Annotated in this window: 22 protein-coding genes, 1 tRNA gene and 1 other RNA gene; 19 read left to right on the top strand and 5 right to left on the bottom strand. The window is 58.8% G+C overall.

The annotated features are described in order from the left end of the window. Positions 1-53 precede the first annotated feature (53 nt). From ACVWY8_RS08685 to ACVWY8_RS08660, 6 genes are all read left to right on the top strand, one after another. Positions 54-1,907, top strand: coding sequence for an NAD(P)H-quinone oxidoreductase subunit F (locus ACVWY8_RS08685; RefSeq protein ID WP_457397005.1), 1,854 nt, complete (start codon positions 54-56; stop codon positions 1,905-1,907). Positions 1,908-1,919: 12 nt separating this feature from the next. Beyond that, the gene (locus ACVWY8_RS08680) at positions 1,920-3,428 is read left to right on the top strand and encodes an NADH-quinone oxidoreductase subunit M (protein WP_414350719.1); all 1,509 of its coding nucleotides are present in this window, start codon (positions 1,920-1,922) and stop codon (positions 3,426-3,428) included. Between the two features lie 36 nt (positions 3,429-3,464). Next, positions 3,465-4,646 carry a CO2 hydration protein gene (locus ACVWY8_RS08675; protein WP_457394027.1) on the top strand — a complete coding sequence of 394 codons (1,182 nt, stop codon included), beginning with the start codon at positions 3,465-3,467 and terminating at the stop codon, positions 4,644-4,646. A gap of 82 nt (positions 4,647-4,728) precedes the next feature. Further along, positions 4,729-4,800, top strand: a tRNA-Cys gene (locus ACVWY8_RS08670). 34 nt (positions 4,801-4,834) lie between these two features. Further along, on the top strand, positions 4,835-5,998 hold the full coding sequence (locus ACVWY8_RS08665; RefSeq protein ID WP_414419384.1) for a pyridoxal-phosphate-dependent aminotransferase family protein: 1,164 nt from the start codon (positions 4,835-4,837) through the stop codon (positions 5,996-5,998). A gap of 98 nt (positions 5,999-6,096) precedes the next feature. After that, positions 6,097-6,765 carry a PHP domain-containing protein gene (locus ACVWY8_RS08660; protein ID WP_457394029.1) on the top strand — a complete coding sequence of 223 codons (669 nt, stop codon included), beginning with the start codon at positions 6,097-6,099 and terminating at the stop codon, positions 6,763-6,765. Positions 6,766-6,788: 23 nt separating this feature from the next. Here the strand turns inward: ACVWY8_RS08660 and ACVWY8_RS08655 are convergent, their stop codons facing one another. Beyond that, on the bottom strand, positions 6,789-7,838 hold the full coding sequence (locus ACVWY8_RS08655) for a potassium channel family protein (protein WP_457394032.1): 1,050 nt from the start codon (positions 7,836-7,838) through the stop codon (positions 6,789-6,791). Positions 7,839-7,926: 88 nt separating this feature from the next. Here ACVWY8_RS08655 and ACVWY8_RS08650 point away from each other — a divergent pair, with 88 nt between their 5' ends. Continuing rightward, a complete protein-coding gene (locus ACVWY8_RS08650) occupies positions 7,927-8,139 on the top strand; it encodes a DUF2997 domain-containing protein (protein WP_011433403.1) in 213 nt (70 codons plus the stop codon). Between the two features lie 36 nt (positions 8,140-8,175). On the opposite strand, the gene ACVWY8_RS08645 is transcribed toward ACVWY8_RS08650, so the two are convergent. Further along, positions 8,176-8,406 carry a hypothetical protein gene (locus tag ACVWY8_RS08645; protein ID WP_011433402.1) on the bottom strand — a complete coding sequence of 77 codons (231 nt, stop codon included), beginning with the start codon at positions 8,404-8,406 and terminating at the stop codon, positions 8,176-8,178. Between the two features lie 183 nt (positions 8,407-8,589). Then, positions 8,590-9,000: a plastocyanin gene (gene petE / locus ACVWY8_RS08640; RefSeq protein WP_011433401.1), complete on the bottom strand. Its 411-nt coding sequence runs from the start codon at positions 8,998-9,000 to the stop codon at positions 8,590-8,592. Between the two features lie 1,277 nt (positions 9,001-10,277). On the opposite strand from petE, the gene ACVWY8_RS08635 reads away from it, so the two are divergent. The 12 genes from ACVWY8_RS08635 (at position 10,278) to ACVWY8_RS08580 (ending at position 18,370) form a co-directional block, all read left to right on the top strand. Beyond that, a complete protein-coding gene (locus ACVWY8_RS08635) occupies positions 10,278-10,682 on the top strand; it encodes a hypothetical protein (RefSeq protein ID WP_457394035.1) in 405 nt (134 codons plus the stop codon). Positions 10,683-10,811: 129 nt separating this feature from the next. Continuing rightward, positions 10,812-11,030, top strand: a complete 219-nt coding sequence (gene ndhO, locus ACVWY8_RS08630; RefSeq protein ID WP_011433398.1) for an NAD(P)H-quinone oxidoreductase subunit O — start codon at positions 10,812-10,814, stop codon at positions 11,028-11,030. A 57-nt stretch (positions 11,031-11,087) separates the two neighbouring features. Next, positions 11,088-11,915: a cell division protein FtsQ/DivIB gene (locus tag ACVWY8_RS08625; protein WP_414522134.1), complete on the top strand. Its 828-nt coding sequence runs from the start codon at positions 11,088-11,090 to the stop codon at positions 11,913-11,915. A 7-nt stretch (positions 11,916-11,922) separates the two neighbouring features. Further along, the gene (locus tag ACVWY8_RS08620; protein WP_414399732.1) at positions 11,923-12,648 is read left to right on the top strand and encodes an energy-coupling factor ABC transporter ATP-binding protein; all 726 of its coding nucleotides are present in this window, start codon (positions 11,923-11,925) and stop codon (positions 12,646-12,648) included. A 526-nt stretch (positions 12,649-13,174) separates the two neighbouring features. Continuing rightward, positions 13,175-13,483 carry a carbon dioxide-concentrating mechanism protein CcmK gene (locus ACVWY8_RS08615; protein ID WP_011430450.1) on the top strand — a complete coding sequence of 103 codons (309 nt, stop codon included), beginning with the start codon at positions 13,175-13,177 and terminating at the stop codon, positions 13,481-13,483. Between the two features lie 71 nt (positions 13,484-13,554). After that, positions 13,555-13,896 carry a carbon dioxide-concentrating mechanism protein CcmK gene (locus ACVWY8_RS08610; protein ID WP_011433395.1) on the top strand — a complete coding sequence of 114 codons (342 nt, stop codon included), beginning with the start codon at positions 13,555-13,557 and terminating at the stop codon, positions 13,894-13,896. Then, the gene (locus ACVWY8_RS08605) at positions 13,896-14,195 is read left to right on the top strand and encodes a EutN/CcmL family microcompartment protein (protein ID WP_011433394.1); all 300 of its coding nucleotides are present in this window, start codon (positions 13,896-13,898) and stop codon (positions 14,193-14,195) included. The genes ACVWY8_RS08610 and ACVWY8_RS08605 overlap by 1 nt, the downstream gene beginning before the upstream one ends. Positions 14,196-14,266: 71 nt before the next feature. After that, the gene (locus ACVWY8_RS08600) at positions 14,267-16,228 is read left to right on the top strand and encodes a ribulose bisphosphate carboxylase small subunit (protein ID WP_457394037.1); all 1,962 of its coding nucleotides are present in this window, start codon (positions 14,267-14,269) and stop codon (positions 16,226-16,228) included. Positions 16,229-16,294: 66 nt separating this feature from the next. Then, complete coding sequence (locus ACVWY8_RS08595) at positions 16,295-16,978, top strand: hypothetical protein (RefSeq protein WP_457397002.1); 684 nt, start codon at positions 16,295-16,297, stop codon at positions 16,976-16,978. Between the two features lie 32 nt (positions 16,979-17,010). Then, the gene (locus ACVWY8_RS08590) at positions 17,011-17,727 is read left to right on the top strand and encodes a carbon dioxide-concentrating mechanism protein CcmK (protein ID WP_457385246.1); all 717 of its coding nucleotides are present in this window, start codon (positions 17,011-17,013) and stop codon (positions 17,725-17,727) included. Positions 17,728-17,799: 72 nt separating this feature from the next. Further along, positions 17,800-17,897, top strand: an RNA gene (gene ffs, locus ACVWY8_RS08585) — signal recognition particle sRNA small type. A gap of 68 nt (positions 17,898-17,965) precedes the next feature. Then, positions 17,966-18,370 (top strand): hypothetical protein, encoded by a 405-nt coding sequence (locus tag ACVWY8_RS08580; RefSeq protein ID WP_414419086.1) that lies wholly within the window; start codon positions 17,966-17,968, stop codon positions 18,368-18,370. 302 nt (positions 18,371-18,672) lie between these two features. Here ACVWY8_RS08580 and serS read toward each other — a convergent pair whose 3' ends face one another. After that, on the bottom strand, positions 18,673-19,980 hold the full coding sequence (gene serS, locus ACVWY8_RS08575) for a serine--tRNA ligase (RefSeq protein ID WP_457394042.1): 1,308 nt from the start codon (positions 19,978-19,980) through the stop codon (positions 18,673-18,675). Positions 19,981-20,014: 34 nt separating this feature from the next. Then, positions 20,015-21,007, bottom strand: a complete 993-nt coding sequence (gene ilvC, locus ACVWY8_RS08570; protein WP_457394045.1) for a ketol-acid reductoisomerase — start codon at positions 21,005-21,007, stop codon at positions 20,015-20,017. Between the last annotated feature and the right edge of the window lie 29 nt (positions 21,008-21,036).

Below are 21,036 nucleotides of genomic sequence, written 5' to 3'. Positions count from 1 at the left end.
TAAAAGGCCCGACTTATTGCTGTTAAGTTTAGTTTTCCGTTTTTAAGTATTTGATGGCCTTGAACCTTCTTTTGGGGTTAGAGAGCAGTTGGTGGATCCCTTGCTATGGGTGGGCGGGAACAGCTTTGGCCATTCCCTGGGCAACGGGGTGGGTCAAGGGCAGTGGCCCGCGCCCGGCAGCTTACCTCAACATCCTTCTGACTTTTGCCGCCTTTGCCCATGGCCTTTGGCTGTTGCGGCAGGTTTGGGGTCGGGATCCCCAGATCCTGAACTACCCCTGGTTTCGGGTGGCCGATCTGGATTTGACCCTGTCTTTGGAGATCTCGCCCCTGACAATGGGGGCCGTCGTCTGGATCAGCGGTTTGAGCTTGCTGGCCCAGATCTATGCGCTGGGGTATTTGGATAGGGACTGGGGCCTGGGTCGCTTTGCCGCCCTGATGGGCTTTTTCGAGGGGGGAATGACAGGGATCGCCCTCAGCGACTCGCTGTTTTTCAGCTATGCCCTGCTGGAGATGCTCACCCTTTCCACCTATTTGCTGGTGGGCTTTTGGTACGCCCAGCCTCTAGTGGTGACGGCGGCGCGGGATGCGTTTTTAACCAAGCGGGTAGGAGATCTGCTGCTGCTGATGGGGGTGGTGGCAATTTCCAACTTTTCTGGGGACTTGACGTTTTCCGACCTGCGGGACTGGGCGGCTACGACTAGCTTGGATCCGGCTTGGGCGGCTTTGATGGGGTTGGCTTTGATTGCAGGGCCTTTGGGGAAATGCGCCCAGTTTCCGCTGCACCTGTGGCTGGATGAGGCGATGGAAGCGCCCAACCCGGCTTCGATTTTGCGCAATTCGGCAGTGGTGGCCTGCGGGGCTTTTGTGCTGATTAAGCTGCAACCGCTACTGGCCCTGTCGCCGATTACGAATGGGGTCTTGGTGGCCATCGGCACGATCACAGCCCTGGGCGGATCCCTGGTGGCCTTGGCGCAAATCGATATCAAACGCACCTTCTCCTACTCCACGAGTGCCTACTTGGGGTTGGTGTTTATGGCAGTGGGGATGCAGCAGCCGGATTTGGCCCTGGAGCTGCTGCTCATGCACGGCTTGGCTAAGGCGCTGCTGTTTATGGGGGTGGGATCCCTCATCTACACCACCTCTACCCAAGATTTGACAGAGCTGGGGGGCCTGCGCAGCCGCATGCCGGCCACGGTGGCCGCTTTTGCCGTGGGATCCCTGGGGATGGTGGCTCTGCTGCCCCTAGGGTGCTTTTGGACGCTGACCCGCCTGGCGCTGGTCTACAGCGGGGTGCAGCCGGCCCTGGTGGGGGTGCTGCTGCTGGTGAATGGGCTGACGGCTCTCAACCTGGCGCGGGTGTTTGGCCTGGTCTTTTTGGGATCCCCGCAACCCAAAACCCGCCGGGCCCCTGAGGTGGGCTGGTTGATGGCTCTGCCCATGGGCATCCTGACGGTGCAAACCTTGCTCATGCCCTGGCTGTTGGGGCGCTGGGGGCTCTATCCCGACTGGAACCCGCAGCTGAGGTGGATGGCGGCTCTGCTGACGGCTGCTGGGCTGGTGGGGGCAGCCATTGGCGGCTGGCTGTACTGGGGGGACCAACGGAGGGTATATCTGCCCTGGCCGGAGTTGCAGGATCTGCTGGCCCACGACTTTTACACGGGTCACCTCTACCAAGCCCTGGTGGTGCAACCGGTCAGCGCCCTCTCCCGCGGATTAGAGTGGCTGGATCGCAACGGAGTGGACGGCTTGGTGAACGGGGTGAGCCTGGCCTTTTTCTTCAGCGGCGAAGCCCTCAAGTACACCCTGTCGGGGCGGATGCAACTCTATGTGCTGGTGATTGTCATCGGGATGGTGTTGGTTACAGCTTGGCTACTGCGTTCGCCCCATTTGGGGTTGGCCTATTGATGGGAGAGAGCCATGTTGAGCCTTTTGATTGGGATCCCGTTGTTGGGGAGCATCTTGATTGGGTTGATTCCCGAGCAGGCGGGGAAGGGCTTGCACCGGGCTTTGGCCTTGGGGTTTGGGTGGGTTTTGTTTGGCCTGAGCGCGGGGCTGTTGCTGATCTTTGACCCCCACCTTGGATCCCTGCAATTGGCGGAAAGGATGGCCTGGATCCCCCAGTTGGGCTTGGTTTATGAGGTGGGAGTGGATGGGATCTCTCTGCCTTTGGTGGTGATGACCGGGCTGCTGGTGCTGATGGCCATTTGGGCCAGTGGCCAGGTGGAGCGGCCCCGCCTCTACTACAGCTTGGTGCTTATGCTGGCGGCAGCGGTGGCCGGAGCTTTTTTGGCTCAGAATTTGCTGCTGTTTTTCCTGTTCTATGAAGTCGAGCTGATCCCCCTGTATTTGCTCATCGCCATCTGGGGAGGGCCGCGCCGCACCTATGCCGCCACCAAGTTCTTGATTTACACAGCTCTGTCAGGGATCCTGCTGTTGGTAGGCTTTTTCGGCCTCAGTTGGCTGAGCGATGCCCACAGCTTTACCTATACCGTCCTGCAGGCTCACCCCTTGCCCCTGGTGCAACAAACCCTGTTGCTTATTCCCATTCTGCTGGGGCTGGCCATCAAGATCCCCTTGGTTCCCTTCCACACTTGGCTGCCAGATGCCCATGTGGAGGCTTCCACTCCCATTTCCGTGTTGCTGGCGGGTTTGCTTTTGAAGTTGGGCACCTACGGCCTGGTGCGCTTTGGCCTGCAGCTCTTGCCGGATGCCTGGGATCAAGCCGGGCCTTGGCTGGCCGGTTGGGCGGTGGTTAACGTGCTCTATGGATCCCTGAACGCCTTGGTGCAGCAGGATATGAAAAAGCTGGTGGCCTACAGCTCCATTGCCCACATGGGCTACATCCTCTTGGCTGTAGCAGCAGCCACTCCCCTCTCCCTGGTGGGATCCATCTTTCAGATGGTCAGCCATGGCCTCATCTCCTCGCTGCTGTTTCTTCTGGTGGGAGCCGTCTATGCCAACACCGGCACACGGGATCTCAAGCTGCTGCGGGGATTGCTCAACCCGGAGCGGGGCTTACCGCTTATTGGCAGCTTGATGGTGCTAGGGGTGATGGCCAGTGGCGGCACACCGGGCATGGTGGGCTTTATAGCTGAGTTCACCCTCTTTCGGGGCAGCTTTGCCGTCTTTCCCCTGCAAACGCTCCTGTGCATGGTGGGGACGGGATTGACGGCGGCCTATTTTCTGCTGATGGTGAACCGTGTCTTTTTTGGGCGCCTCTCGCAAGTGGCCATAGCCATGCAACGCCACGCCACTGAAGAGCGCCTGCCTGCTGTTGTTTTGGCAACGCTGGTGGTTTTACTGGGCCTGCAGCCTAGCTGGGCAACCCGCTGGGTGGAGTCCACCACCTTGGCCTTGGCCAAGGCTAACCTAGCTGGTGTTGCAGGACTGGTCACTGCCTTTCAGTTTGGGTTGTCTTCCTTTTGATGATTTGATGAGATCGACGGAGTTTCTTTTGCTCCCATGACTGCCACTCTTGCTCCTGCTCCTTCCTGCTTCTTTCTGGCCGGCTTATCTCCTCTGGAGCAACTGCAACTGGCTCCTATTGTCCAGCGCCTAGAGGCAGGGGGAGCCCTTGTGCCGGATGCCCCTGCCAATCGCCTAGAGGTCATTGGCATCCTGCATAGCTACGGCGAGGTGCTGGATGCCTATTCGCGCAATTTGATCTTTATTGCCGACCACCAATTTTTGGAGCTTTTTCCGGCGTTCAAGTATTTCAACGGCGAGATTACCCTGGGCAAATGGCTGCGCTACCTGTGGCATGACCGCATCAACTACGAGTTTGCCGAATACTGCATGAAGGCTATGCTCTGGCATGGGGGAGGGGGGCTAGACCGCTACCTGGATACCCCTGAATTTGTCGAGCGGGCCAAGAGAGCCATCCGGGCCAAAATCCGCTTCAATCCCTTCTTGCAGGGCTTGGGGATCTTGTTTCCCGACTTTGCTCTAGAACAGGTGCGCATGCTGGCTATGTACAGCGGCTTGGGCCAGTTTTGGCGGGTGATGAGCGATATTTTCCTGGCGCTGGCCAAGCGCTCTAAGACAGAACCCCACCTCACCATTCCCGACGTGGTGGCTCACATCCAGCAGGGGTTGGTGGCAGCTGCCGACAAGCCTATCACCTACGCTCCCTGCATCTGGGGCCGCCGCTACGAGATCATCCCTCTCTCGGCGGGTCTGACTTTCCTATCAGATACGGCTATCCCCTATGTGGAAGCGGTGTTTTTCCGCTCCTTTCCCTTTATGGGCACGGTTTCCTACAACGCCCAGGCCCACCAGATCCCGGCTGAGCAGGCTGACTTTGCCTACGGCGCCCTCTACGCCGATCCGCTGCCGGTAGGCAGCGCTGGGATCCCGCCTACCCTGTTGATGCAGGATATGATGCGCCACCTGCCCCCCTACTTGCGAGAGCACTACCGCCGCCAGCCTCGCGGGGATGATGACCTGCGGGTGAAAATCTGCCTTAGCTTCCAAAAGGCCATGTTCTGTGTTACCACTGCCGCCCTGCGGGCTCTTGCCCCCTTCCCTCTGGAAACTCAGGATCCCCAGCAGCAGTTGGCCAACCGCAAGTTTCTGGCTCCTTGGCTGCAGCGCCTGCTGGGATCCCGTCTGTTAAAGGTGCAGGAAGAAAGGGTTGAGGCCTAGCTGAGCTGGGAACTGCTACTTTTGGTTACTGGAAGGGGGATCCCCTTTTCGGATACAATATCTGCGCCCAGTTGAGCAATGGGGTGGCGTAGCCAAGTGGTAAGGCAGAGGTCTGCAAAACCTCTATGCGCCAGTTCGAATCTGGCCGCCACCTTTCAAACCTCACTTGCATCCCAAGCAGGGCAAGCATGAAAGACAAGCTGATATTGATGATCCCCGGCCCCACTCCCGTTCCCGAGAGTGCGCTGCTGGCGATGGCACGGGGGCCCATCGAGCACCGCAGCAAAGAGTTCACCGCCATTTTGGAAGAGGTCACCGATGGGTTGCGCTGGCTGCACCAAACCACCTCCGATGTGTTTGTCTTTTCCGCCAGTGGCACCGGCGCTATGGAAGCCGGGATCCTCAACACCCTCAGCCCTGGGGATCGGGTTTTGGTGGGGGTGAACGGCAAGTTTGGGGAGCGCTGGGCGGAAATGTCCGAGCAGTTTGGCCTTCAGTGTGAGCGGGTGGAAACCCCCTGGGGGATCCCTTACCCCGTCGAGATCTTCCAAGAAAAGCTGGCTGCCGACCGGGAAAAAACCATCAAAGCCGTCATCCTCACCCACTCGGAGACTTCCAGCGGCGTAGCCAACGATGTCCAAGCCATTGCTGCTGCTGCCCGCGAGCACGGGGAAGCCCTCGTCCTGGTGGATGGGGTCACCAGCGTGGGGGCAATGCCGGTGTTAATGGACGAATGGGGCTTGGATGTGGTGGCCTCGGGATCCCAGAAGGGCTATATGATCCCACCAGGGCTGGGATTTGTGGCCGTCAGCCCGCGGGCCATGGCCGCTACGGAGCGCTCTAGGTTTCCCAAGTACTACTGGAGCTTTAAGCTGGCGCAAAAGGCCCTGCGCCAAGGCACCACTCCCTTTACACCGGCGGTGAACCTGTTTTACGCCCTGCAGGTTACCCTGCGCATGATGCGCGCAGAAGGGTTGGAAGCCATCTACCGGCGTCATGCCAAGCTGGCCCAGGCCACCCGTGCTGGCGTCAAGGCTCTGGGGCTAAAGCTCTTGGTTGATCCAGAGTCAGCGGCCAGTCCTTCGGTAACAGCTGTACTCGCTCCCGAAGGGATCAACGCTGACACCATCCGCAGCACCTTGAAGAAACACTTCGACATCGCCCTTGCCGCTGGACAAGACCACCTCAAGGGCAAAATCTTCCGCATTGGCCATTTGGGCTTTATCAGCGACCGCGATGTGCTGATGACCTTGGCTGCTCTGGAGTCAGCTTTACACACCGTGGGCTACAGCGACTTCACCCCAGGGGCGGGAACTCGCGCCGCCGAGGAAGTATTGGCCCACGGCTTCTGAGCCCCCAGCTCAGTAGTCTTTGACCCATAGCACTGACCCTTGCCCCTGGCTACAATGGGGGGACATGCTTAATAAAACTTCAGAACCCAAGGGTGGCTATGGTTGTCAGCTTGGAACGGGATCCCTGCGTGGTGCCTTCTGCTGGGGAGTTGCGGCAGGTGCTACAGGGGGTTGGCCCTCGTTCTTGTCCCTTGCAGTACAACTTTCACCTACACACTCGTTGTTCGGATGGGCAGATGGATCCCGTGGATCTGGCGGAGCAAGCACGCCGGCACGGTCTGAAGGGACTGGCCATCACCGATCACCACACCCTGAAGGGCTACGAGCGAGCCCGCGCCCACCTGGATCGTCCCGACGACCCCATCCTGTGGCCGGGGATCGAGATCACAGCCAACCTGTTGGGCTGTGAAGTGCATATTCTGGGCTACGGCTTCGATCCCACCGATGGTGTCCTGGATCCCTTTGCCCAAGGGGAGCAGGTTCCCGGCTTGCCCGCCGCCGACGGCATTCAGGCCATTCATGCAGCGGGAGGCTTAGCGGTGTTGGCCCACCCCTTTCGCTATTGCCTGCCCGCAGAGGAAATCGTCCCAGCCGCAGCGGAGTTGGGAGTAGACGGCCTTGAGGTCTACTACGCCTACAAAAACCCGGAGATTTGGATCCCTAGCCCAGAAGTGACGGAGAAAGCGGAAGAGTTGGCCGAGGCCTACGGACTTTTGAAAACCTGTGGCACCGACTCTCATGGCCCCAGTATTCTGAGGCGGATTTGAGCCAGGCTACCCAGAACAAGCTGCTACGGGCGTGGATAGAGCAACTGTCCAAGCCGACGCAACTGCTCTGCGGTGCCCATGCACAACAGCAGATCCCCCGGCTGCAACAGGGTTTCTCCGCTGGGGCCACCAATCAACTGGCCATCGGCCCGCCGGATTGCCACCACTAAAGCTCCGGATCGGTTGCGCAAATCGGCTTTCCGTAGGGTTTGCCCGACATAAGGACATTCTTGGGCTGCCAGCTCGTACTCCTCTAGGTAGAAAGTGCGATCCCGACCGACAAGGATGCCATCCACAAAGTCCACAACCCGGGGGCGTAAGGCAGCCGCCGCCATGCGTTTTCCGCCCGTGATGTAAGGAGAAATGGCATGGGCAACGCCCGCCCGCTGCAGTTTTTGCAAAGCCTCCTCCGTATTGGCGCGGGCAATGGTGCGAATGCGGGGGTTCAAGGTGCGGGCCGACAAGACCACGTAGAGGTTCTCGGCATCGGAAGACAGGGCGGCAATCAGTCCCTCCGCCTGTTGCACCCGCGCTTCCAGCAAAGTGGCATCTAGAGTACTATCCCCCTGGAGAGCCACATATCCCAGCTCTTGAGCCACCTGAATGGCCTCGGCAGACTGATCGATCACCAAAAATGGCACCCCTTCTGCTCGAAACTCTTGGGCCACCTGCCGCCCAATGCGCCCAAAACCGCAAATGATGTAGTGGTTGTTCAGCGCTTCCATCTGTTTCTTCCATTTCCGTTGCCGGATCCCTTCCTGAAAATGTCCCTGGATGAGGGCCTCTGTAAAGCGATTCACCATGAACCCAATGCTCAAGACCCCCATCAGGATCAAGGCCACCGTAAACAAACGCCCCCGATCCCCCAGCGGCTCCACCTCCATAAAGCCAACAGTGGTCAGGGTGATGATGGTCATGTAAAAAGCCTCCACCCACGGCCACTGCTCCACCCCGTGGTACCAGAGGGTGCCGATCAGCACCACACACACCAATGCCCCCACGCCCAAGCCGAGGTCTCGCCGGATTCCGGGATCCCTTTTGGCAGCCTGGAAGGGGGGACGAGCAGAAGCCATAGAGCCCAGCCAGATTTAGCCCAGGAAAAGGAAGCAAGAACTAGAATGGGGAAGAACCCGTTGTTGTTCGGTAACAAGCGGAGTGCGGATGCCTGAGTACATCAAAGTGGAATATCGGATCGACAAAAACGGACAGGTCACCGAGACCGTACTGAATGGTTCTGGCTCCAGTTGTACCCTAGCTACCGCCGGCTTGGAATCGGCTCTCGGAACTGTGCAGAAACGGGAGCTCTTGCCGGAGTTTCACCAACTGACTGAAATCGAGAGGGAGTCAGAAGTCTCTTTGAAGCAAACCCGCTGACTCCATATCCATTTGCCTAGGGTTCTCACCATCTCCTCATTTTTTCTTTTTGCTCCCCTTTCCGGCCGTATTGCCGGCCCGTGCCGCTCCAACCGCAGCCTGAAACAGCCAAACAGCCAATGGAGCAGCGACAACCAAGATGATGCTGGTGGGGCCGACGCCAAAATCCGGCTCGCCAGAAGCCAACTCGAAAATTGAGCCAACAGCAGCAATGGCGCTGAGGCAGGAAACGGCCAAGAGCAGGTAACCTTTAACGCTGGTGGTCATAGAGAACCCGTTTGAGAACTACACTTGCGCAGTACAGGGCAAGCCGGTCGAATGCGTATTCATTCACCAAAAAGCCCTCCCACTCCTGAGAGGGCTACCTTTCATGCTAAGAGCAGGGATCCCTGTCCAGCAAGGCAAAACCAAAAGTGGGATCCCTAGAAGTTCAGCACTTGGGGTGTGGATTTAGCCGTTCACGATGATCTTGCCGACCATTCCGGCCCCACGGTGGGGCGTGCAGTAGTAGGTGTACTCACCTGGAGGAACATCAACAAAAGCCGACTCCACCACCTGCTTGGGAGCAGTGAGCAGTGCCTTGTGGGAGAGCTTGGCGGCCAGAGCCGCATCTCCACCGGGCACCTTGTCGAAGACAACATTGTGGGGGTAGACCTTGTTGTTCACCCACTGAACGGTATCCCCTTGGTTGATGGTGAGAGAAGGCGGATCGTAGACCAACTGGGCCTTGTCAGATCCCATTTTGACGATGTAGGTCTCGGCAGCAGCAGGGTTGGACAAGAACGCCACAGCCAATCCCCCAACCACAAGGCTGAGCAGGATGAGCTGCAAACGCTTCACCAGGTTAAAAACTAGAGACATGGATTCCTCTCAAAACGCAACAGCAGTTATCCCAGACTTTGCGGCTCGGTTGTTCCCTTGTATGCAGTGAAGAGAACCCAGCCAGGCGGAGGGACAGCAGGGACACTTGGATTCCCAATGTTTATTATAAGGGGGCTCATCCCAAAATAGAGCATGCCCACCCATGGAGCGGTAGCATCCGTTCTTTAACAGAAGGCCACAGCAGACCGAACCCGTCAAACAACAGAACTCTCTCGCGGGTCTATGGCAACACTTCTGCTGGGCAACCCGATGCGGCTGGATCCCCAACCACTTGGGGTAGAGCATCTTGGCAGTTGGCGAGCGTGCGCAGGGAACCGAGAGCCAGTTTTCCGGGTCGTCCTCATCTCTACCCAAAAGTGCTTCGCAAAGTTTCGCAAAGTAGAGATTCTTTTTCCGTGGGATCCCTTAAAGTCCAAGAGTGTCTTGCCTAACAAATCCGTAGGGTTGTCGATGCACAAGAAGGGCAAATCATCCTAATCTCAAAGAGCAGGTTCTTGGATGCTGCTGGTCGGTATTCCTTTGAGATTCCTCAATAACATCACCTGAAAGTCAGTTGGTTGTTCAGCCCTCACCAAAATAGGGAGTCTGTTAAGATGAGCGTACAGCGTTCACCCGTAGTTGGTCCAAGCAAGAGTCGGCTTGCAACAAGTTTAGAATCGACGGATCAGCGGCTTAACGTTCAAATCCTGGCCCGTTGCATCGGCAGTGCCTTGAACCTGGGCGCTCCCCTCAGGGTTGAAGTACACTACACCTCAAAAGTGCAGCAGTAAGGTTTTCTTACCAGGCCGATCTGGAGGCCCAGCTTCATACTGCAGTTTTTACTTATCTGAGCCTGGAGTGAGTTTTTGGACTTCTTACTTCACTGTATAGCCATATAGCCACTGCTAGCTAAGACAACGCATCTAGCGTATGAGGAAACTCCTCTGGCTCTCTAGAAGAGAGGAGCGAGCGTAAGCCAATTTCTCGGCCAGAAGGTTGTATGGCAGTCGGCTACAGGGATCCCTGAACTTCCTGATCCTGAGATGCTTTGGGGATGAGTTACATTGCCATCGGCCAAACCCTTTGCCAGAGGTTGAAACTCTCTCCCTCTGAGGTGCGGGATCCAGAAACCCTTCTGCCCCGGAGGGCAGGGTGCTCTAAGTTGGCTTAACATTATTTCATGACCGGGCCTGGCCCTCACCTTGCCAAGGGCGGGTGGCCAATATCAGTGCCTAGGGATCCGGCTCAACTTCCTTCCCATTGCAGGCAAAACGACCATGGTAGGCATCTTCAAGCGCTTGTTCGGCTCGCGCGGCAAAGCTGCGGCCACGTCCTCACCGGAAACTGTTGCTAAGCCAACCCCAAAGAAAGCGAAAAACGACAATACTTTTTTTCTCGACCCAGATGAAGCCAAAACCCTTGGCAACATCGAGTATATGCGCACCCCCAGGATTGTGAAGCACACCTTCCAGGATTTCGGCAGCAAGGAGAAGGTGGAGGTGGTGGAGCAGGTCTCTTCCCTCGGTAAAGTTAAGTTGTCCACAGAGGCAGCCAAAACTCCTGAAACTGCTGCTGAGCAGGGATCCTCCGCTTCAAGCAGCAGCGGAGTAAGCCCACGCCGTCAAGGGGGATCGGACATGGATACCTTCCGCAATATGGCCCGCAGCCTAAAACGCAAATAAGCCAAACTCAGGTTGATCCCTGTCAGAGCCAACCAGAGGCTGGATCCCAGCTTTCCTCTTCGCAGCAGCGACAGGCGTGATACAACTGCTATCGAACCGGCTAATCTGCGACTGAACTGAGGAGGAGCAATGGCGATTAAGCGAGGCACCTTGGTGCGGGCTATCCGCGAGAAACTGGAGGGTAGCTTAGAAGCGCAGGCAAGCGATCCTTTTATTCCCAACTACGTTTTCGAGACCCCCGGAGAAGTCGTGGATATCAAGGGTGACTACCTGCAGATTAAGTTTGGGGCTGTTCCCACCCCTACGGTTTGGCTGCGGGCGGATCAGGTTCAGGAGATGGCGGGTTGAGTAGAAGCACGGAATGTTCCCCATCTGCATACCCCGTGATGGGGTGAAGGGGGATCCATGGCACTCCTGGCTGCTCCCAACCGTGAACAAATCCTGCAGCGTAGGCAGCTTTTGCGTCGGCAACGGCGCAGCCGATTCTGGCAGGGATCCTGGCGCCTGACCGGTTCGATGACCCTCTTGGCGCTGCTGGTGCTGGGCCTACGGCAGCCCCACTGGCAAATTCGTCAGCCAGAACAGATTCAGGTAAAGGGTGCCCACTGGGTCGATCCCGCCTGGATACGGGCACAATTGCCCCTGCAGTATCCCCTCAACATTTGGCAGGTGCAACCGGCTGTTTTGGAAAGGGCTTTGCTGGGATCCCCGACCCGCCCCTCTCCCATCGAAAGCGTCCAGGTGCAGCGACGGCTGCTGCCGGTGGGTGTCATCGTCCAGGTGCGAGAACGGCAACCTGTGGCGCGGGCGCGATGGGGCAACCAACTGGGCTGGGTGGATGTCCAGGGCAACTGGCTGTCTCCGGATCCCTACCGTTCCCCCGCGTCTTGGCCTGAGCTGGAGCTGCTGGGCTGGGAGAACCACACCCCAGAGCAATGGGCGCTGTTGCTCAGGGCTTTACAGCAGTCTGAAATTCAGATCAGGGCAGTGGATTGGCAATCTGGAGCGGGAATTACCCTGCATACTGAGCTGGGCAACGTCTACCTGGGGCCGATTTCCGACCGCTTGCCCTTGCAAATTCAGACCCTCAACCAAATGCGGGATCTGCGCCGCTACTGCGAGTGTACGCCCGACGACATCGTCCAGATTGACCTCACCAGCCCCAGTGTGCCCACCTTGCAACTTACCCCCACGGCCACCCAGGAGCGCTGGAAAGACGTGCGGATGCCCTAGCTTTGCTATGAACCCGGTGCCGGCGGTGGAGGTGAACCAATTGTGGACAGCTTATCCCGGTCATCCGCCGGTGCTGCAAGGGCTGGATCTACGGGTCGAGGTTGGGCAACATCTGGGGGTGATCGGCCCCAATGGCGCGGGTAAAACTACCCTGTTCCTCACCCTCTGCGGCCTGTTGCCCCCCTGCTCTGGCCAGGTGAGTTTGTTTGGCCAGCCGCTGCGGCCCGGCCAGTTTCGCCCTGAGGTGGGGTTGGTGTTTCAGGATCCCAACGACCAACTGTTTGCCCCATCGGTGGCCGAAGATGTGGCCTTCGGACTGCGCAATTTGGCCCGTCCTGAGGGGGAGATTGCGGCTGCGGTTCGAGCGGCCTTGCACCTGACCGGCACCCTGCACTTGGCTGATCGTCCCCCCCATCACCTCTCCGGTGGGGAAAAGCGCATGGTCGCCATTGCCGGGATCCTGGCGATGAAACCCCAGTTGGTGCTCTACGATGAGCCGACGGCCAACCTCGATTTGCGAGCCCGGCGCCGGTTGATAGTTTTTTTGCAGCAGGCTGCCCACACTTTTCTGCTGGCTTCCCACGATCTGGAGCTGATCTTGGAGGTGTGCGATCAGGTCATCCTGTTGGATCAAGGGCGGATCTGGGCCCAGGGATCCCCAGCCCACCTGATGGGCCGAGCCGACCTCATGGAAGCCCACGGCCTGGAAGTGCCCCCCTCGCTGCGCCGATGATCCAGGAGTCGATGAGCGGTGAAAGTTGAAAAGATGTCAAGAATTATTTTTGAATTGATAACAATTTTGCCTCTCTTAATAAAAAGCTATCGTGCTAATTAAAAATATTGATTTTCGTCCAGGATTAAATAGGGATATCATTTTGTTAAGTCGGGGATCCCTTCTCTGAGCTGTCCTAGTCAATTTTGTATGATCGATTTTGTACAAGAAAGATGTGGACTTAGCTCAGAGTTGGCAGCTTTGCCCGCCTGAGTGACAGTTGCGGTTAACCCTGATGGCTCCTACAACCTGTTCTGACTTCAGTCGGAGGTCTGTGGCTCAGAGCCTTCTCCCCTCAGAGGGGGGTCTCTGGTGGCTGGGGTAGGTGTCGCCGGGAAAAGCTGTCAATCGAGATTTGGGCAGAGGATCTCTCTGATGAAATCGAAAGGAGATTGCATGAGCGAACCCAATAAGCGAGATCAATTTGCCTTGCTACTGGGTTCGACAGCGTTCAGGAACTGAGTGTGTTCAAAAGTGGAGAGTTGATATGCCTATTGCAGTTGGAATGATCGAAACCCGCGGGTTCCCGGCAGTGGTAGAAGCTGCCGACGCCATGGTCAAGGCAGCCCGCGTTACCCTGGTGGGTTACGAAAAAATCGGCAGCGGTCGGGTCACCGTGATCGTGCGGGGGGATGTCTCGGAGGTGCAAGCCTCGGTGGCTGCCGGTTTGGAGTCTGCCAAGCGGGTGAGCGGGGGTGAGATTCTCTCCCACCACATCATTGCCCGTCCCCACGAGAACCTGGAGTTTGTGTTGCCCATCCGCTATACCGAGGCGGTAGAGCAGTTCCGCACCTAGTCCCCACTTCAGTAAAGTTCGCACCCCAGAAAGTTCGCACCCCACTTTCACTTTCAGCGTAAGGAGTACCTATGGCTATTGCAGTTGGAATGATCGAAACCCTGGGCTTCCCGGCAGTGGTAGAAGCTGCCGACGCCATGGTCAAGGCAGCCCGCGTTACCCTGGTGGGTTACGAGAAAATCAGCAGCGGTCGGGTCACCGTGATCGTGCGGGGGGATGTCTCGGAGGTGCAAGCCTCGGTGGCTGCCGGCATTGACTCGGTGAAGCGGGTGAACGGCGGCCAGTTGTTGTCTTGGCACATTATCGCCCGTCCCCACGAGAACCTGGAGTACGTGTTGCCCATTCGCTACACCGAGGATGTGGCTCAGTTCCGCGAAGGGGTCAATGCCATCCGTCCCTTCACCCGTCCCTGATGCGTATTGCCATTGTGCGGGGCACCGTCACCAGCACTCAAAAGGATCCCAGCTTGACGGGCGTGAAGTTTTTGTTGGTGCAGTACGTCGATCTCGAGGGCCAGCCGCAACCCGATTACGCTGTGGCTGCCGATCCGGTGGGGGCCGGCATTGACGAGTGGGTGCTGGTTAGCCAAGGCAGTGCCGCTCGCCAGCCGCAAGGAAACCAGACTCGCCCGCTGGATGCAGTGGTGATGGCGATTATCGATACGGTCAGCGTTGGCGGTCGCTCTCTCTACAACAAGCGCGATCAACGCTAGCTGGGATCCCTTCCCTTCTCATCTCTCTTGCTGCCCTTGTCCGCCCTACTGCGTTCTAGAGGCTCACGGTTATGCCTGCTCACACCTATGCTGCACCGCCAACGCCCTGGTCTCGCCGACTGGCGGAGCCCAAGATCGATCCCACAGCCTACGTGCATTCTTTCTCCAACCTCATTGGGGATGTGCGGGTGGAAGCGGAGGTGCTGATCGCCCCGGGAACTTCCATTCGCGCTGACGAGGGATCCCCCTTCCACATTGGCGCCAGATCCAACATTCAGGATGGGGTGGTCATCCACGGCCTGGAACAGGGGCGGGTGATAGGAGAAGACGGCCAACCCTACTCCGTTTGGATTGGCAGAAACACTTCCATTGCCCACATGGCTCTGATCCACGGGCCGGCCTACGTGGGCAACGACTGCTTTATTGGCTTCCGCTCGACGGTGTTCAACGCTCGGGTTGGGGATGGCTGCATCATCATGTTGCATTGCCTGATCCAGGATGTGGAGATCCCCCCAGGCAAGTACGTGCCTTCTGGATCCATCATCACCACCCAGGCCGAGGCCGACCGGCTGCCCGACGTCCAGGATAGCGATGCCAAGTTTGCCCAACACGTGATCGGCATCAACCAAGCCCTGCGAGAGGGCTACCAGTGCAGCGAAAACCTCGTCTGTATCGCTCCCATCCGCAACGAACTGCAGCGCACCTCTAACTCAACGGCTACGGAGACGGCACCCATGACTCATTCTTCCCATCGCGGCAATGGCCGGAACGGCGGCGGATCCCCTCTCAAGCCGGAGGTGGTGGAGCAAATTCGTGCCCTGTTGGCCCAAGGCTATCGCGTGGGGCTAGAGTATGCCGATGCTCGCCGCTTCAAAACCTCTTCCTGGCAAAGCGAAAGCCCAATCGCCAGCACCCACGAGGCGGAGGTGGTGCGATCGCTGGGGGCCATCCTGGCGGAGCACCAGGGAGAATATGTGCGCCTACTGGGGATCGATCCCAAGGCTAAACGGCGGGTGCTGGAGCAAATCATCCAAACCCCCGATGGGCCGGCGCTGGTCTCTGGGATGCCCAGCCGCGTCTCGGCAGCCGCTGCTCCGGGTTCTGGGGCGGTCGGCTCTCGCTCTGGCTCAGGGCTGGAGGAGGAGATCCGGACTTTGTTGGCGCAGGGGTATCGCGTTGGCCTGGAGGTGGCTGATGCCCGCCGCTACCGCACCTCTTCTTGGCAGACCTTGAGCAATTTGAGCGGTCAGCCGCAGGAGATCCTGGCCGCTGTTCAGGCTGCCCTAGCAGAGCACCAGGGAGAATATGTGCGCCTGTTGGGGATCGATCCCAAAGGCAAACGGCGGGTGCTGGAGAAGGTCATTCAAACCCCGCAAGGCCAGGTGAGCAGCAGTCCTGCAGGAACCGGCGTGGTGGCAGATACGGCTCCTGCGGCAGGGGGCAGTGCCGGCCTGGATCTGGAGGTGCAGGAGGAGGTGCATCGGCTGCTGGCTCAGGGCTATCGCATCGGCTACGAATATGCCGACGAGCGCCGCTTCAAAACCTCTTCCTGGCAGAGTGGGCCGGCCATTCGCGCCACCCGCGGGCCAGAGGTGTTGGCTAAGCTGACGGCTGCCCTGGCGGAGCACCAGGGAGAATATGTGCGCCTGCTGGGGATCGATCCCAAAGGCAAACGGCGGGTCTATGAGCGCATCATCCAAACCCCTAGCGGAAAATCTGCTGCTGCTGCCGCGGCTCCCGCTTCTGCCCCCAAGGGATCCCCTTCTGGCACCCGCCTCAGCGCCGAGGTGGTGGCTCAGGTGCAGCAGTTGCTCAGCCAAGGCTACCGCATCGGCACCGAACATGCGGACAAGCGCCGTTTTCGCACCTCTTCTTGGCAAAGCTGTAGCCCCATCGAGGCCACCCAAGTGCCGCAAGTGGTGGCAGCTCTGGAAGCCTGTCTGGAGGAACATCGCGGCGAATACGTCCGCCTGCTGGGTATTGACCCAAAAGCCAAACGGCGAGTGCTGGAGCAGATCATCCAAACCCCTTGAGGGATCCCAGCTTTTTTTGACCTCTGTTGGTTCAAGCCCAACCCCCCAGCGATGAGGAGCACTTTGTTGGCCTCTACTTTGCCCAACTCCATGACGCTCCGCGCCTTGCCTGGCCAGAACGACGAAACTCGCTATTTTGTCAGTGGTGAGGTACAGGTGGAAGCCGGGGCGGGGATTGGGGCAGGGGTGCTGCTGCGGGCCAACCCCGGCTGTCGAATTCACATCGGGCGCGGCGCGTGTATCGGCATGGGATCCGTTCTGCACGCCTGTGGGGGATCCCTCATCGTGGAGGCGGGAGCAACCTTGGGAATGGGGGTGCTGGTGATCGGGCAGGGCACCATCGGCAAAAACGCCTGCATCGGCTCAGAAACCACAGTGCTGAATTGTTCGGTGCTCAGCCAAGCAGTCATTCCCCCCGGCTCGCTGCTCGGGGATCCCACCTATGGTTTCGATCTCCAGGAGGCGGGCGGCAGCAAGCTCACCCCGGCAGAACCCTCGCCGGCGGAAGTGGAAGGGGCTCAAAAGACGCTGCCTGAGTCAGCCCCCCCGCCCAGTTCTCCGGTGGCCAATGTTGAAAAGCAAACCCGCCGCTGGCAGGAAGCTGCCGAGCAAACCCAAGAAAAGTCCGGTTCCCCAAGGACCAAAACGCGCAACCTCAACGGGATCCCTGGCCATTCGGAATTGGATCGCCTCTTGAGCAAGATTTATCCCTATCGACAGGTGCTCTCCTCTGGGGATGGCCGGCTCTGATGGCTAAACTGGCGTGAGTAGTTAGGATGCCGATGTCAACCTCCCTGGGCCTGATTCAGACGCGCAGCTTTCCGGTCATCGTGCGCATTGCCGACGCTATGACCAAGTCGGCAGGCGTGACGCTGATCGGCTTTGAGAAAACCTCGGGGGGCTACTGCACAGCCATTGTGCGGGGGGGAATTGCCGATGTGCGCATTGCCATTGAGGAGGGCATTGAGCTGGCCCGCCAGTTTGACCAAGAGGAGATCTCCAGTTTGGTGATCCCGCGCCCCCTGCCCAACTTGGAAGTGGTACTGCCGATCAGCAGCAAGCTGTCTCAACTGGCACAAAACCGCGGCTACAGCCGCCTCAGTAACTTGGCCGTGGGCCTGCTGGAAACTCGCGGCTTCCCGGCAATGGTGGGAGCTGCCGATGTCATGCTCAAAACCGCGGATGTCCAACTGGCGGCCTACGAGACCATTGGGGATGGCCTATGTACGGCCATTATCCGCGGTACAGTGGCCAACGTGGCCATTGCCATCGATGCCGGCATGTACGAAGCAGAGCGCATTGGGGAATTGCACGCGGTGGCAGTGATCCCCCGCCCTCTGGACGAACTGGAGCAAGCGCTGCCCGTGGCCAGTTGTTTTGTTGCTCAACCGGTTACCCTGCCGGTAACCCTTCCTCAAGTTCAGGAACAGGAGGTGCAGCGCAGCGATACAGCCGTAGAGCGGATCCCTGTTTATCTGGAGCCGCCTGAAACTCCCTAGCCCCCTGAGAAACCCATCTGTTGCCCAAGAAAGCCGAGCAGGGCAGAGGGGAAAAATGCTAGGCTACTGGAAGACCTGGGTCCGTGCAGCTCCGACGCCCAAACCGTGTCAGGATCGGAAGATAGCAGCACCACGGGATGCTCTGAGCAGGCGCGTCAACCCGGGTCGCCCTTTGCTACCCCACTTTCCTCTCTGCTGGGTCATTCCCCTTCTCGCCTTTCTCCCCCTTGTCCTAGCAATGTCCGAGACAGACAATCCCCTCGCCAACTGGGCTCAAAAGGCTTTCTACCTCGGCATGGGTTTGGCGGCTGTGGCGGCGGATAATGCTGCCAAGGTGGCCAGCAAAGCGGGTATCCGTCTGATGGAGTTGCGCAAGCAGGCGCAAGCTTTGGTGGACGAGCTGGTGGAGCGGGGGGCGATGACCGCTGAAGAGGCGCGGGCTTACATGGATGCCATCGCCGCCAACGCCAACCGCAAGGGAGAAGACAGACAAACTGCCGGTCCCCGCAAGATCACCATTGATGACATTAGCGATACCGAGGGCGAGGCAGGCACGGCCATCGAACTTTCGGAAGCGGCCCGTCTGCGCCAGAAGATTGCCGAATTGCAAGCTGAGTTGGATCGCCTCAAGGGCAAATCTTGAGCGGAAGGACAGCCCGGCAGGAAGGTAGGAATGCATTGCTTCCTAGCGCCTCTCCCCTTTTGCATAGCGGAAGCGGTACCGCAGAGCACTTGGGAAGTGTCTCAACCTAACTTGAAATGACCCTAAAGATTGAGGCTACCGTCAGGTGGATCGTCTCTGTGAAGTGTTAGGGATCCTCATCCTTGTAGAGCGAGGAGCAGGTCAAGCTGATTCATTTCCAAACTGCAGAAAAGATAAGGGCGTCTGCCGGGTGGGCAGGAGCGTCTCAATCGAGTCTCAATCAAACTGGGTTGAGTTTGAGCTCAGGCAGCAGGAATGAGGATCCCGTCTTCCGAGAGAAACCGGGAGCTGAGAAAGGGACGCAGCGCCTTGGGAATGCGAATCGAGCCATCCGGCTGTTGGTGATTTTCCAGCAGGGCAGCCAGAGAGCGCCCCACCGCCAAGCCAGATCCGTTCAGGGTGTGGACAAACTGGGTGCCTTTCTGGCCGGCTTCTTTGTAGCGCAGGTTAGCACGGCGGGCCTGAAAGTCCCAGCAGTTGGAGCAACTGGAGATCTCGCGGTATTGATTTTGGGAGGGGAACCACACCTCCAAGTCAAAGCAGCGGGCTGCCGCAAAGCCCAAATCGCCGCTACACAGCTCCACCACCCGGTAGGGCAGCTCCAGCATCTGTAAGATGGCCTCGGCATCCTGCACCAGCTTCTCGTGTTCGGCTTCCGATTGATCTGGGCGAGTGACCTTGACCAGCTCCACTTTTTGAAACTGGTGCAACCGGATCAGCCCCTTGGTGTCGCGGCCATAGCTGCCCGCCTCACGGCGAAAACAAGGGGTGTAAGCACAGAAGTAAAGAGGGAGGGACTCCGCAGGGATCACCTCATCCCGGTACAGATTGGTGAGGGGAACTTCCGCCGTCGGGATCAGCCACAGGTCGTCGTCAGCACAGCGAAAGCTGTCTTCGGCGAACTTGGGCAACTGCCCCGTCCCCTGCAAAGCGGCGCTGTTGACCAAAAAGGGTGGGATCACCTCGGTGTAGCCGGCTGCAACGTGGCGCTCCAGCATCATGGCAATCAAAGCCCGTTCCAGGGCCGCGCCCGCCCCTACCATAGCCACAAAGCGGCTTTGGGCCACTTTGACCGCACGGCCAATCTCCAGCAACCCTAGTTTTTCGGCAATCTCGTCATGGGGAAGGACAGGATGGGCCGGCTTTAGCTCCTCACCCCAGCGGCGCACCTCTACATTGTCGGTCTCATCTCGGCCAACCGGCACGCTGGGCAGGGGCAAATTGGGCAGGGTAAGCAGCCGAGCACGAATCTCCTCTTCCAGCTCCCGTTCCTGCTGCTCCAGTTGGGCAATCTCGGCCTTGAGATCCACCCCCCGCTGCCGCAGGGCAGCCACTTCGGGACCCTGGGGATCCGCCCCCTGGCGGAGGATCTCGCCGACTTTTTTGCCGAGACTGTTGCTTTCAGCCTGCAGGGATCCCTTGCGGGTCTCCAACTGCCGCCGCTCCCGATCCAACTGCAGGATCCCGTCCAGATCGACTGTGGCCCGGCGGTTTTGCAGGGCTTGGCGTACTTGTTCAGGGCGATCCCGCAGCAGCTTCAGATCCAGCACAGAGATGGTCTACCCTCAGCTCCAGATATCCGACCTATTTCTTTAGCCAGCTAAACATGGCCCGCAGCTCCCTGCCCACCTGTTCAATGGGGTGTTCGGCCTCGCGGCGCCGCATCGCAGTAAGCCCTGGCTTGCCGGCCTGATTTTCCAAGACAAATTCACGGGCAAATTGGCCGCTTTGAATCTCGGCGAGGATGCGTTTCATCTCGGCGCGGGTTTGCTCCGTGATGATGCGGGGGCCACGGGTGTAGTCGCCGTATTCTGCCGTGTTGGAGATGCTGTGGCGCATTTTCTCCAAGCCCCCCTCGACAATGAGATCCACGATCAGCTTCACCTCGTGCAGGCACTCGAAGTAGGCCAGTTCCGGCTGGTAGCCCGCTTCCACCAAGGTTTCAAACCCCGCTTTGATCAGAGCCGTCAGCCCACCGCAGAGCACCACCTGCTCGCCAAAGAGGTCGGTTTCGGTCTCTTCCCGGAAGGTGGTTTCCAAAATGCCGGCCCGCGTGCCACCGATGGCTTTGGCATAGGCCATGGCCCGCTCCCGTGCCATTCCCGAGGCATCTTGATAGACGGCAAACAGGCAGGGCACCCCTTCCCCCGCTTGGTAGGTGCGCCGCACCAAGTGCCCAGGGCCTTTGGGGGCAACCATGATGACATCCACGTCTGCCGGCGGCTGGATCTGCCCGAAGTGAATGTTGAAGCCGTGGGCAAAGAGGAGCACGTTCCCCGGCTGCAGGTGGGGACGGATTTCGCCCTGGAAAACGGCCTTTTGCACTTCATCGGGCAGTAAAATCATCACCCAGTCGGCGGCAGCGGCAGCATCCGCCACCGTTTTGACCATTAAGCCGTCTTGCTCGGCTTTGGGCCAGGAAGGGCTGCCAGGGTAAAGGCCAACGATGACCTGGACACCGCTATCGCGCAAATTGAGGGCGTGGGCGTGGCCTTGGCTGCCATAGCCGATGATGGCAACGGTTTTATCGGCCAAAGGCTCCAGGTTGGCGTCGGTGTCGTAGTAGAGGCGGGCCATGGTCGAGCAGGGCGTGAGCAGGTGCTTGA

It is taken from the genome of Thermostichus sp. OS-CIW-32 (assembly GCF_054060415.1).
Note: the sequence above shows the minus strand (reverse complement) of the source record. Positions and strands in the feature narration are given on the sequence as shown.